General features: G+C 32.4%; 10 protein-coding genes and 1 pseudogene. 8 read left to right on the top strand and 3 right to left on the bottom strand.

The window, feature by feature from the left end:
- The first annotated feature begins 4 nt into the window (after positions 1-4).
- The 5 genes from fbp to B2989_RS01975 are packed head-to-tail and all read left to right on the top strand — an operon-like array spanning position 5 to position 4,265.
- Complete coding sequence (gene fbp, locus B2989_RS01995) at positions 5-1,012, top strand: class 1 fructose-bisphosphatase (RefSeq protein ID WP_145005771.1); 1,008 nt, start codon at positions 5-7, stop codon at positions 1,010-1,012.
- Between the two features lie 49 nt (positions 1,013-1,061).
- A complete protein-coding gene (locus tag B2989_RS01990) occupies positions 1,062-1,418 on the top strand; it encodes a fructose 1,6-bisphosphatase (RefSeq protein WP_292943394.1) in 357 nt (118 codons plus the stop codon).
- A 15-nt stretch (positions 1,419-1,433) separates the two neighbouring features.
- On the top strand, positions 1,434-2,252 hold the full coding sequence (locus B2989_RS01985; protein WP_292943391.1) for a cell envelope biogenesis protein OmpA: 819 nt from the start codon (positions 1,434-1,436) through the stop codon (positions 2,250-2,252).
- Positions 2,239-2,730, top strand: a complete 492-nt coding sequence (locus tag B2989_RS01980) for a Rab family GTPase (RefSeq protein ID WP_292943388.1) — start codon at positions 2,239-2,241, stop codon at positions 2,728-2,730. The genes B2989_RS01985 and B2989_RS01980 overlap by 14 nt, the downstream gene beginning before the upstream one ends.
- Positions 2,731-2,744: 14 nt before the next feature.
- A complete protein-coding gene (locus B2989_RS01975) occupies positions 2,745-4,265 on the top strand; it encodes an ATP-binding protein (RefSeq protein ID WP_292943385.1) in 1,521 nt (506 codons plus the stop codon).
- Positions 4,266-4,315: 50 nt separating this feature from the next.
- On the opposite strand, the gene B2989_RS01970 is transcribed toward B2989_RS01975, so the two are convergent.
- On the bottom strand, positions 4,316-4,747 hold the full coding sequence (locus B2989_RS01970) for a TerB family tellurite resistance protein (RefSeq protein WP_145005756.1): 432 nt from the start codon (positions 4,745-4,747) through the stop codon (positions 4,316-4,318).
- Positions 4,748-5,012: 265 nt separating this feature from the next.
- On the opposite strand from B2989_RS01970, the gene mfd reads away from it, so the two are divergent.
- Positions 5,013-8,351, top strand: a complete 3,339-nt coding sequence (mfd, locus tag B2989_RS01965; RefSeq protein ID WP_292943380.1) for a transcription-repair coupling factor — start codon at positions 5,013-5,015, stop codon at positions 8,349-8,351.
- Positions 8,352-8,382: 31 nt separating this feature from the next.
- Positions 8,383-9,729 (top strand): TlpA family protein disulfide reductase, encoded by a 1,347-nt coding sequence (locus B2989_RS01960; protein WP_292943377.1) that lies wholly within the window; start codon positions 8,383-8,385, stop codon positions 9,727-9,729.
- 70 nt (positions 9,730-9,799) lie between these two features.
- On the opposite strand, the gene B2989_RS01955 is transcribed toward B2989_RS01960, so the two are convergent.
- Together B2989_RS01955 and B2989_RS01950 are read right to left on the bottom strand one after the other, a co-directional pair.
- On the bottom strand, positions 9,800-10,159 hold the full coding sequence (locus B2989_RS01955; RefSeq protein WP_292943374.1) for a YraN family protein: 360 nt from the start codon (positions 10,157-10,159) through the stop codon (positions 9,800-9,802).
- Positions 10,159-11,166 (bottom strand): S66 peptidase family protein, encoded by a 1,008-nt coding sequence (locus tag B2989_RS01950; RefSeq protein WP_292943371.1) that lies wholly within the window; start codon positions 11,164-11,166, stop codon positions 10,159-10,161. The genes B2989_RS01955 and B2989_RS01950 overlap by 1 nt, the downstream gene beginning before the upstream one ends.
- Before the next feature lie 27 nt (positions 11,167-11,193).
- Between B2989_RS01950 and metG the strand changes: the two are divergent.
- Positions 11,194-13,287, top strand: a pseudogene (metG, locus tag B2989_RS01945) (methionine--tRNA ligase); the annotation flags it as partial.
- Positions 13,288-13,306: the final 19 nt, after the last annotated feature.

Raw genomic sequence — 13,306 nt, 5'->3', positions numbered from 1 at the left:
ACACATGTCTAAAAAAAATCAAACGTTAGGAGAATTTATTATTGAAAACCAAGCTTCGTTTAAATACACATCTGGAGAACTCTCTAGATTAATAAACTCTATACGTCTTGCTGCCAAGGTTGTAAACCATGAAGTTAACAAAGCTGGACTAGTAGATATTATTGGTGCTGCAGGAGATACAAACATACAAGGTGAGGACCAGCAAAAGCTAGATGTTTATGCCAATGATAAATTTATCCAAACCCTTACAAATCGTAATATTGTATGTGGTATTGCAAGTGAAGAAGAAGATGATTTTATTACAATAAATAGTCAAGATGATAACAATCAAAATAAATACATTGTATTAATTGACCCTTTGGATGGCTCTTCTAATATTGATGTTAACGTGTCTGTAGGAACTATTTTTTCAATTTATAGACGTGTTACGCCAGTTGGAACACCTGTAACTATCGAAGATTTTTTACAACCAGGAAACCAACAAGTTGCTGCAGGATATGTGGTTTATGGTACATCTACAATGCTAGTATACACCACTGGTCATGGTGTTAATGGGTTTACATTAAATCCAGCAATCGGTACTTTTTATTTATCACATCCAGATATGCAGTTTCCGGAAAACGGAAACATATACTCTGTAAACGAAGGTAATTATACCCACTTCCCACAAGGTGTAAAAAACTATATTAAATACTGTCAAATGGAAGAAGGAGATAGACCTTATACATCTAGGTACATTGGGTCATTGGTTTCTGACTTTCATAGAAACATGATAAAAGGAGGTATTTATATGTATCCTAAAAGCTCAAAAAATGAAGACGGTAAACTAAGATTATTGTATGAATGTAATCCGATGGCTTTTTTAGCAGAACAAGCTAACGGAAAGGCAAGTAATGGTTACAACAGAATTATGGATATTGAGCCAACAGCACTACACCAACGCGTTCCTTTTTTCTGCGGAAGCAAAAACATGGTACTTAAAGCTGAAGAATTCATGCAAAACGCTGATTAATTAACATTGTGTTTATTTTTTTGCTACTTTTGAAACATAAATTATCCTGATGGCAAATACAGACAAAATCAACGAAGACAACATGCAAACATCTTCTGAAGCAACTTCAAAAATAGATGCGATTAAGCAACTTATTTTTGGTGAAAACATGCAAGCTTACGATAGTGAGTTTGAAACACTAAAAAAAGATATCCTTGCTAAGAAAAAAGAATTAGAAGCTTTGATGGACGAAGTTAAGTCTGAGTTGCTTCAAAACATTGATAACCTAAGCACTGATATTAATATTAGAATCACAGAGCTAGAAAACAATTTAGAAGATAAAGTTGACGATTTAAACGAGAAAAAAGTGGATCGTAAACTTTTAGGTGAACTATTTACCAAATTAGGCGAAAAAATAAGTCAATAACAAATTGGCTTCCGCATGAACCAAGAAGATAAATTAAAAATCCTTAAGGACATCTTACTTAAAGATGAGCATGAGTACGCCTTGTCAATTGAAGAAAAGCTTAAAAAACTTGAAGATTTAATTAACAAGCAAAATAATTTATCTAAACATATAGACCCTATTCTAGAAGATAAACTAGAAGCGTTTATCAAGGAAATGCCAAAAACATTAGGACCAACAATTACGCAAACGTTACAAGAAGAAATTAAAAACTCTCAGGATGCAGTAGTTGAAGCCTTATACCCAATAATGGGTAAAATGATTAAAAAATATGTACAGAAAGAAATACAAATCCTATCTGAAAACATAAATAAAAGCTTAAACAACACCTTTTCTTGGGCTTCGATAAAAAGAAAATTTAGATCAAAAAAATCAGGAGTATCAGAAGGAGATATGATTATTCACGATCAATTTAAATCTAAGATAGAGCAAATAATGGTTATTGAAAGTGGCTCTGGACTAATTGTATCAGAATACTCAAAAACCCAAGGAATAGACCAAGATACGGTTGCTGGTATGTTAACAGCCATAAAAAGTTTTGCGCAAGATGCCTTTACAACTCAAATTCAAAATTTAGAATATATAGAATATGAAAACTACCACATTCATCTTCAAAATTTTTCTAATTATTATATTGCTGTTGTAATTTCAGGTGCATTTACAGCTACCTTTAGAAGCAAACTTGAAGACAAACTTCTAGACTTTGCACAAAACATTATAAACAAAACAGATTTAGAAAACAGTGATATTTTTAACACTAAACTAAAAGATTACTTTGACAATGAAAATATCTAAAAAAATAGTTTTAATAGGCCACTTTGGTGTTGGTAAATCCTCTTTAATAAGACGATTTGTAGAAGACACGTTTACAGAAGACTACAAAGTAACTATTGGTGTACACATTTTAAAAAAAGAAGTATCAATACCAAAATCAGATAAAGACATAACACTTGTTATTTGGGACTTAGAAGGAAACGATGACATTACAAATACTAGACCATCATACCTTATAGGTACTAATGGGTTTTTATATGTTTTTGACATGACTAGACCTGCAACCTATCAAAACATAGAAGTTGATTTAGATTACATTAAAGACCGTTATCCAAAAACGCCAATTAAAGTTATTGGTAACAAAAAAGATTTGGTTACTAACGAGTTTATCAAACAGAATAAAGACATTTTTGGACGCTTTGTCGATTTTTATACAAGTGCAAAATCTGGGACTAACGTTGACGATGTTTTTATTAATTTAGCAGAAGCTGTAATTTAACAAGCGAAAAAATAATGCTAGAACAATACAAAAAAGAATATTCGCAATCCACAAATCAATACATAGTTGTAGACTTAGATGGTAAAATATTAGAGTCTGACGATGTTATATTTACTGAGGTAGTTGGAAAAAACATTTCCACAATTCATCCTTTTTTTGAAAGTATACATAGTACACTTCTAGAACCAAACCAAAGACACGTATTTTCTTGTATTCATTTAACAAATCCTGAAAACCAAACAATAATAACAGACATTATTGTAAAAACTTTTGAAGGTAAACAACCGCCTTTAGTTGTTGTTTTAGATCTTACTACGCATTATGACAATTACCAAACAACAGCTCAGGTTAGAAATGAGTCAGTTATAAACTCTCAAATTTTAGAGTTAAAAAACGAGTACCTACAAGAAAAAGAAGCCTTTAAAAATGCATTTATTGCAAACTTTAGTCATGAGTTAAGAGACCCTTTAACAGGAATCTTAACGTTTTCTGATATATTAAAAAAGACCCATTTAAATGACGAGCAATTAAATTACTTAAAAGTAATAGACTCGTCATCTACTTACCTAAAACAATTAATAGAAGATATTTTAGACATCTCTAAAATTGAAGCAGGTAAGTTAGACCTTGTCATTAGTCCTTTTGATATTAGACAATTACTAGAAGACATAAAAAGTATTTTTGAAATTAAAGCACAACAAAAAGGATTAGAGTTAATCACTAATTTTAATGATAACCTACCAGAAGTTGTTGGTGGTGATCCTTTAAGATTAAGACAAGTATTAAGCAACCTTCTAGAAAATGCTATAAAATTTACAGAAGAAGGTACAATTACCTTTAATGCGTCTTTAAATCAAATCAGAGCTCAAAAAGCAAGCATACACTTCCAAATAATAGATACAGGAATAGGAATCCCTCAAGACAAAATAGAAGATGTCTTCACAAGTTTTACACAATTAAACAACTCTCAAACCTACAAAGGTGCAGGATTAGGATTGGCAATAGCTAAACATTTAGTAAGCTTAACACATAGCAAAATTAGCGTAGACAGTACAGAAGGGGAAGGTAGCACGTTTTCTACCAATATCAATTTTAGCTTAGATAAAAACCATAAACTAAAAACTAAAAAGAAAGACGTTGCAACTTCACCACGATCAAATAAAAAATACAGTATTTTATTAGTTGAAGATTCAGAAATTACTCAATTATCCATACTAAAAATATTAGCCTCTAGAGGTAATTACTTTTTAGACATAGTAACAAAAGGAGAAGACGTTATTCCAAGAATAGAAAACTCTGAGTTTGACCTAATACTTATGGATATAAAATTACCTAATAGTTATGGTGACGAGATTACCAAACTAATTAGAAAAATGCCAGAACGCGAACATAAAAAAATCCCAGTAATAGCGTTAACCGCTCGTGTAATGAAAGACGATTTAAAACGCTATAAAAAAGCAGGAATTAATGATGTTATCCAAAAACCATTTGACGAAAACGCCTTAATTACCAAAATAGAAGAATATTTAAAATAAAAAAAAGCGAACTTTAAAGTTCGCTTTTTTTTTATAGTTATCAAACAGGATTATCTGTTCATCGTTTTAATTTCTTCAGCAAAAGTATCTAAATCAACACCTTCATGTACTAGCTCTAAAGCCTTATGCGTAATATATTTTGCATTGCTAGATTTAAAACCTAAACCAACACATAAACGCTCCAATACAGCTGTTTGCTTAGGACCTTCAATATGATCAGCCCAAACCATTCTTGACAAATCATACAGACGCTCTAAACGTTGGTCATAAGATGTTGGAGGGTTAATTGGATGCTCTTTATAATCAATTAATATCTGCTTATACTCGCCTTCACTAATATCTAAATTACGTGCTAAACGATCTAAAAACGCTTTTTCTGACTCACTAATCACACCATCACTCATTGCTACACGTACAATTGCAGCAAAATGATCCTCATTGCGCTTTTTAAATCCACTATCGAATAAATCTGAAAATGACATACTTTTTTGTTTAATTTTAGACTACAAATATAGTCAAACCGTACACCTTTTAAAATTAAAAGTTTCTATTTTTTTGGGCGTTTATTTTACACCCTTTAATAGGTGTAAAAAACCAGGCTCTCGTGGCTCGCTCTCTGCGAGGAGCTCAGACAAACCACTCCATCCTTAACGCATCTACCCATGGACATTTCTAAAAAGTTAAATTTTGTAAATCTAAAAGCTAATAATTTATGCATTGCTTATATTTGCACAAACTAAAGTTATAGTGAGTAAAACCTTAATCTCGCAAACCTATTTACAGTCTTTGCAATTGCAAAAACTGCAAACTGCTATTGCCCAAACCCAAAGTAAAACACATTTAAAAGGACTTGTAGGCTCATCATTATCCTACCTTGTAGCACAATCTTTTAAACAAACACAGCTACCCTTTTTACTTATTTTTAATGACAAAGAAGAAGCTGCTTTTTACCTAAACGATTTAGAACAACTCATTAACAAGACAGACGTCCTATTTTATCCAGGAAGCTATCGTAGACCCTATCAAATAGAAGAAACTGACAACGCAAACGTACTTTTACGTGCCGAAGTTTTAAACCGTATTAACTCACGCAAAAAACCCGCTATAATCGTTACCTATCCTGATGCACTGTTTGAAAAAGTAGTCACCAGAAAAGAGCTAGAGCGTAATACACTTAAAATAACCGTTAATGATAGCCTATCAATAGACTTTGTTAACGAAGTCCTATTTGAGTATAAATTTAAACGTGTTGATTTTGTAACAGAACCTGGAGAGTTTTCAGTACGTGGAGGAATTGTAGATGTTTTTTCATTTAGTCATGACGAGCCCTACCGAATCGAGTTTTTTGGTGACGAAGTAGATAGTATCAGGACTTTTGATGTAGAAACACAACTATCTACAGAGCAAATTAAAAAAATTAGTATCATACCAAATGTTGCTAATAAATTAATGGATGAGTCCAGACAAAGTTTTTTAAAATACATTGCTCAAAAAACAGTCGTTTTTGGCAAAAATTTTGACTTAACCTTTGATCGTGTGGACGACTTTTTTGACAAAGCAATTGCTGCTTTTGTTAAATTAAACAAAGACATCAAACACGCAGAACCACTAGAGTTATTTTGTAATGCTGCCGAGCTAAAAAAACAACTATTAGATTTTAGTATTGTAGAGCTTGGTACAGACTCAATTTTTAGTGCGACACAAGTCATACAACATAATACCACACCGCAACCTACATTTAATAAGCAGTTTAACTTATTAATAGACAACCTAAATAGCAATCATAATAACGATTACACAAACTATATAGCTTGTGTCAGTGAGCAACAAGCAAAACGTTTTCATGATATATTTGACGATGTTGAGCAAGACGTCCATTACCAAACCATTACCCAATCACTTTACCAAGGATTTATAGATCACGACCTTAAAATAGTCGTTTATACAGATCACCAAATTTTTGAACGTTATCATAAATTTCATCTTAAAAATGGATATGCTAAAAAGCAAGCCATAACCTTAAAGGAGCTTACAAACCTTGACATTGGTGATTATGTAACACACATTGATCATGGAATAGGTAAATTTGGAGGACTTCAAAAAATTGATGTTGAGGGTAAAAAACAAGAAGCTATTAAATTAGTGTATGGAGAACGTGATGTCCTATATCTAAGCATTCACTCATTACACAAAATAACTAAGTTTAATGGTAAAGATGGTAAACCTCCTAAAGTATACAAATTAGGAAGTAAAGCTTGGAAAGTTCTTAAAGAAAAAACCAAATCTAGAGTTAAGCATGTCGCTTTTAACTTAATTAAATTATACGCAAAACGTAAGCTAGAAAAAGGATACCAATATAAACCTGATAGCTATTTACAACACGAGCTAGAGGCTTCTTTTTTATACGAAGATACACCTGATCAAATTACTGCAACTGCAGATATAAAAGCAGACATGGAAAGCGAGCGTCCAATGGACCGTTTAATATGTGGAGATGTTGGTTTTGGCAAAACTGAAGTAGCCATTCGTGCAGCTTTTAAAGCAGTGGATAATGGTAAACAAGTTGCAGTTTTAGTACCAACAACTGTATTAGCCTTTCAACACCATAAAACCTTTACTGAACGTTTAAAAGACTTTCCGGTAACTGTGGATTACGTTAACCGTTTTAGGACTGCAAAACAAAAAAAGGAAACCTTAGAAAAATTAGAAAAAGGTCACGTCGATATCATTATAGGCACGCATCAACTAGCAAGTAAAAATGTTAAGTTTAAAGATCTAGGATTGCTTATCGTTGACGAAGAGCAAAAATTTGGTGTAGCTGTAAAAGAAAAATTAAAAACTTTAAAGGATAATGTAGACGTATTAACGTTAACAGCAACTCCAATACCTAGAACCTTGCAATTTAGTTTAATGGCAGCAAGAGATTTATCAGTCATTACTACACCTCCACCAAATCGTTATCCAATAGAAAGTAACGTGATTAGATTTACAGAGGAGTCTATTAGAGATGCTGTAAGCTACGAGATAGAACGTGGTGGACAAATCTTTTTTATTCACAACCGTATTGAAAACATTAAAGAGGTTGCTGGAATGATCCAAAGGCTTGTACCTGATGCTAAAATAGGTATTGGTCATGGACAACTTGAAGGTAAAAAACTAGAAAGCTTGATGCTTGGTTTTATGGATGGCGAATTTGACGTGCTGGTTAGTACTACTATTATTGAAAGCGGTTTGGATGTACCAAATGCCAACACCATTTTTATTAACAACGCCAATAATTTTGGATTAAGTGATTTGCATCAAATGCGTGGTCGTGTTGGACGTAGTAATAAAAAAGCGTTTTGTTATTTTATAACTCCAGAATACTCTGCAATGACAGATGATGCCAGAAAACGTATACAAGCTTTAGAGCAGTTTACCGAGTTAGGTAGTGGTTTTAATATTGCTATGAAAGACCTTGAAATAAGAGGAGCAGGAGATTTATTAGGAGGGGAACAAAGCGGATTTATAAATGAAATTGGTTTTGACACCTATCAAAAAATCCTTAATGAAGCAATTGAAGAACTTAAAGAAAATGAGTTTAAAGAGTTATATGATGAACCTTTAGAAAATAAAGAATACGTTAAAGACATTACTATTGACACAGACATGGAACTTTTATTTCCTGACGACTATGTTAACAATATTGCCGAAAGATTGAGTCTTTACACCCAATTAAACAATTTTAAAACCGAAGCTGAATTAACCGAATTTGAAACACAACTTATTGATCGTTTTGGAGAGTTACCAACACAGGTTGTAGATTTAATAAATAGCGTACGCATCAAATGGGTAGCTACCAAATTAGGTATTGAAAAAGTAATAATGAAACAAGGAAAGCTAATTTGTTATTTTATTAATGATCAACAAAGCAGTTTTTATCAAAGTCCAAATTTTACAAAATTACTACAGTATGTGCAAACTCATCCTCAGGCTTGTAAAATGAAAGAAAAACAAACCAGAAATGGCTTACGTTTATTACTTACCTTTGACAATATAAAAACGGTTAAAAAAGCTTTAATTGCCTTACAACCAATATTGGAATAGTTTTTGAAATTATAAAAGAAAATCACAAAAAATGAACAAAAAAATACTGTTTTTATTTGCCATATTGCCAACCCTTTTGATGGCTCAAAACACAATTAAAGGAACTTTTACTCCAGCAGATCAATTTAAATTTGCATTTCTATACCAAGTTACTGCAGACACTTCAATTTTTGTAGACAATGCAGATATTGCAGCAGACGGAAGCTTTATTTTTAATCTTAAAAAAACACAAGCTCCTGGCACGTATCGTATTGTTTATGCACAACCACAAGATGAATATAACTTCGATTTTTTGTATAACAACGAGGATATTGAGTTAACGTTTGATTTAGAAAAAGGTCTAGAATTTGTAACTTCCGAAGAAAACAAACTTTGGATTTCTTACAATAATAGCATGTCTATGATTGGACAGAGCTTAAATGCTTTTTATTCTTCTGGAGGTAAAAAAGAAAAAGATTTTAAAAACATTATTGACATCTTAAAAACAACGCAGTCAGAGTTTGAAAAGGCATCGGAAGGTAAATTAGTACTTAATTTTATAACTGCCAGCCAACCTTACATTCCTGAAAATTTAATTGACGCCAAAACGTTTACAGAAAATGCTAAAACCAGCTACTTTAAACATATCAATTTTGGAAACCCAGTACTTCAAAATTCAAACTTTTTAATTGAAGCAACATTAAATTATGTATTCAATTTTAGTGATAGTAATGACCAAATTACTTCCTACAAAAATAACATAGACACAGTAGTAAAAGCTATTGGCAACAATCCTAAGATTAAAAAAGTAATGTTAGAAATTTTATGGAATCAATTTGCTTTAGAAGAAGTTGAACCTGTTGCTAACCATATTACAGACACCCATTTATTAGCTTTAGCTAAAGCGGAAAACGACACGCAATTAATAGAAGATTTAACTTATTTTAAAAATGCATCTGTTGGTACTATTGGACAAGATTTTGAAATAGTAATCTATGATGAAGAAGGCGAAGCAACTGTAAAAAACCTATATCAATTAGATGAGTCTAATAATTACCTAATCGTGTTTTGGAGCACAACATGCTCACACTGTTTAGAAGAGATTCCAGAACTACGCAAGTATGTAAAAATTTTAGACAATAAACAATTAAAGGTTATTGCGATTGCTTTAGATGAAGACCGTTACAGATGGAAAGACATGACCTATGACTATCCTGAGTTTTACCATGTTTTTGGTGAAGGAAAATGGGATAATGAGATTGGAAACAACTATAACGTAAAATCTACACCAAGTTATTTTGTATTAGATAGTGATAAAAAAATAATCAAAAAACCATACGATTTTAAAGCGTTTGAAGCTTATTTTAAAACACTACCTCAACCAAAAAAAGAAGAATAAGTAACTAAAAAGTTAAACATCAAAGTACTAATTTTTATTAGGACACTTTTTTTATAGTAATCACGACAAATTAAAAATGATAAAAGGCATTTTCTAAATGTTTGATATTAAATTGATTATTCTGTTTGACTATTGCGATAATGTCAAAACGGACTTCAACATCCAATCCATTTACCGTAACATACTCATCCACCGCTTTTACTAAACGTTGGATTTGTTTTGGTTTTACAAAGTCTTGAGGGTTACCAAAGGTATCTGTAGATCTTGTTTTGACTTCAATTATGGCTAAAACATCAGCTTTTTGAGCAATAATATCCACCTCAGCTTTATCAAAACGATAATTTTGTTCTATTATTTCGTACTTGTTTTCAATTAAAAAATCTACAGCTAGTTGCTCTCCTTTTTTACCAAGTTCATTGTGACTAGCCATTATTCTTCAAAAATTAAAGTCGATTTACTTTTATCTACTTTTAATACTACTTGACGTCCTAAAATTAAAGCTCTGTTATCCTTTTCATGTCCTGCAGGCATATTAAACGCAATAGGGAAATTATAATCAGACAACGCATCCAAAATTAATTGCTCAATTGAAGTTCCCCATAATGTTGTGTTTTTTCGCATTCTGCTCATGTCACCAACTATAACACCTTTACAATTATCAAAATAACCAGCACGTTTTAAACTTTGTAACATACGATCTATATGGTACTTGTACTCTCCTATTTCTTCAATAAATAAAATTTTACCATCCGTATCTATACTATCTTTAGAGCCTAACATAGTGTGTAAAATAGTTAGGTTTCCACCTACTAAAACACCATTAGCATCTCCAGATTTATTATATTTTGATCCCTTTAAAGCATAACGTAAAGGTTGTCCAAAAAGCGTATTTTTAAAAGTTGCAATACTGTCTGCAATATCCTCTAAATTTTCAGGTAAACTTACTCCCATTATTGCATGTAGTGATTGCACTCCTAAATTATGTATTTGGTTATGTAACGCTGTAATATCACTGTAACCAATAATCCATTTAGGCTGCTTTAAAAATTTGGTATAATCTAAGCTATCCAAAATCCTAACGGTTCCGTAACCACCACGAGCAGACCATATAGCCTTAATTTTAGGGTCATCTAAAGCCATCTGAAAGTCTTCGCAACGCTCTTGATCTGTACCTGCAAAGTGGTTTGCCTGATTAAAAACATGCTTACCAATAACGACATGTAATTTCCAACTTTCTAAAAGCTGCTTCGCACGATTTACTTCATCAAATCTATTTTTTAAAACACCAGAAGGCGCAACAATAGCAACAGTGTCTCCTGCTTTTAAATAAGGTGGCTGTATCAATTTAGTTTCGGTTTTATTTTGCGCAAATCCTGTTGTATTTCCTAAGAAAAAAACAGCACAACACACTATCACTAATAATCTCTTTTTTGACATAATGTAAAATTACATTTTTTTTCTAAATGGCTGTCAAATTACGTATTTTTACACCTTCAAAAGATAACAAAGATGTCAAAAAGATATACAATTACTGCAGCATTACCTTATACTAATGGACCAATACATATTGGACATTTAGCAGGTGTTTATGTTCCAGCAGATATTTACGCTAGATATAAAAGACTAACTGGCAACGACGTAGCCTTTATTTGTGGTAGTGATGAGCATGGTGTGCCAATTACTATTAAAGCAAAAAAGGAAGGTGTTACACCTCAGGAAATTGTAGATCGCTATCATAAAATTATAAAAGATTCTTTTGAAGAATTTGGAATTACGTTTGATAACTACTCACGTACGTCTGCCAAAATTCACCACGATACTGCTTCTGAGTTTTTTAAAACTTTGTATGATAAAAATGAATTTGTTGAAGAAGTGTCAGAACAATTATATGATGCAGAAGCTAACCAATTTTTAGCAGACCGTTTTGTAATTGGTACGTGTCCAAAATGTGGTAACGAAGAAAGTTATGGTGACCAATGCGAAAAATGTGGAACGTCACATAATGCAACAGATTTAATTAATCCTAAATCGGCAATAACTGGTAATGTTCCCACTTTAAAAGAAACAAAACATTGGTTTTTACCTTTAAATAAACACGAAGCTTTTTTACGCGAATGGATCTTGGAAGGTCATAAAAAAGACTGGAAACCTAACGTTTATGGTCAAGTTAAATCTTGGATTGATGATGGATTAAGACCTCGTGCTGTAACTAGAGATTTAGATTGGGGAATTCCGGTTCCTGTTCCTGGAGGAGAAGGCAAAGTGCTTTACGTATGGTTTGATGCACCAATTGGTTACATATCATCAACTAAAGAATGGGCTGCAAGAGAAGGTAAAGATTGGGAACCATACTGGAAGGATGAAGACACTAAATTAGTACACTTTATTGGTAAGGATAATATAGTATTTCATTGTATAATCTTTCCTGCTATGCTTAAAGCAGAAGGCAGCTATATTTTGCCTGATAATGTTCCAGCTAACGAGTTTTTAAACTTAGAAGGCAACAAACTATCGACTTCTAAAAATTGGGCTGTTTGGTTGCCAGATTATTTACAAGATTTTCCTAACCAACAGGATGTGTTACGTTATGCTTTAACTGCTAATGCGCCAGAAACTAAAGACAATGATTTTACTTGGAAAGATTTTCAGGCAAGAAACAATAACGAGCTAGTAGCAATCTTCGGAAACTTTATTAATCGCGTTGTAGTTTTAACTAATAAATACTATGAAGGTGTTGTACCGACACCATCTGATTTTTCCGCTATAGACGAAGAAACTTTAGCGACTGTCAAAGCATATCCTGCAGTTATTGAAAGCTCTTTAGAGCGTTACCGTTTTAGAGAAGCTGGTCAGGAGTTAATGAACTTAGCAAGACTTGGAAACAAGTATTTAGCAGATGAAGAACCTTGGAAACTAGTTAAAACAGATGAAGCTAGAACCAAAACAATTATGTTTGTCGCATTGCAAATAGCTAGCGCTTTAGCAACATTATCAGAACCGTTTTTACCATTTACTTCTACCAAATTAAAAAACATTCTTAATACAACAGAAAACTCTTGGAACGATATATCGACCAAAAACACATTACTTCCTGCTTTGCACCAAATAGGTAAAGGTGAATTGTTGTTTAGTAAAATAGAAGACGAAACAATCCAAAAGCAAATAGATAAGCTAGAAGCAAGTAAAAAAGCTAATGAAGCTGCTAACAAAGTCGTTGAGCCGCAAAAAGATGAAATCACTTTTGATGATTTTACTAAGTTAGACATACGTGTTGGAACCATTTTAGAAGCTACAAAAATGCCTAAAGCTAAAAAACTTTTAATCTTAAAAGTGGATACAGGTATTGATGTACGCACAATAGTGTCTGGAATAGCAGAAAGCTTTACTGCAGAAGAAGTTGTTGGTAAAAAAGTGACCGTTTTAGTTAATTTAGCACCAAGAGCACTACGTGGTGTAGAGAGTCAAGGTATGATTTTAATGACAGAAAATGCTGAAGGCAAATTAGTATTTGTAAATCCCGATTATGCCAATGTTAGTAATGGATTACACATTAGTTAACCAAAATTATTATTGTAAA

It is taken from the genome of Olleya sp. UBA1516 (assembly GCF_002323495.1).
Classification (GTDB): domain Bacteria; phylum Bacteroidota; class Bacteroidia; order Flavobacteriales; family Flavobacteriaceae; genus Olleya.
This window is presented reverse-complemented; position numbering and strand designations above follow the sequence as displayed.

Coding starts and splice junctions, on each gene's coding strand:
- B2989_RS01985 (WP_292943391.1), top strand. CDS start 1,434: ATGAACCAAGAAGATAAATTAAAAATCCTTAAGGACATCTTACTTAAA.
- B2989_RS01975 (WP_292943385.1), top strand. CDS start 2,745: ATGCTAGAACAATACAAAAAAGAATATTCGCAATCCACAAATCAATAC.
- B2989_RS01980 (WP_292943388.1), top strand. CDS start 2,239: ATGAAAATATCTAAAAAAATAGTTTTAATAGGCCACTTTGGTGTTGGT.
- B2989_RS01970 (WP_145005756.1), bottom strand. CDS start 4,747: ATGTCATTTTCAGATTTATTCGATAGTGGATTTAAAAAGCGCAATGAG.
- fbp (WP_145005771.1), top strand. CDS start 5: ATGTCTAAAAAAAATCAAACGTTAGGAGAATTTATTATTGAAAACCAA.
- B2989_RS01990 (WP_292943394.1), top strand. CDS start 1,062: ATGGCAAATACAGACAAAATCAACGAAGACAACATGCAAACATCTTCT.
- B2989_RS01955 (WP_292943374.1), bottom strand. CDS start 10,159: ATGGCTAGTCACAATGAACTTGGTAAAAAAGGAGAGCAACTAGCTGTA.
- B2989_RS01960 (WP_292943377.1), top strand. CDS start 8,383: ATGAACAAAAAAATACTGTTTTTATTTGCCATATTGCCAACCCTTTTG.
- B2989_RS01950 (WP_292943371.1), bottom strand. CDS start 11,166: ATGTCAAAAAAGAGATTATTAGTGATAGTGTGTTGTGCTGTTTTTTTC.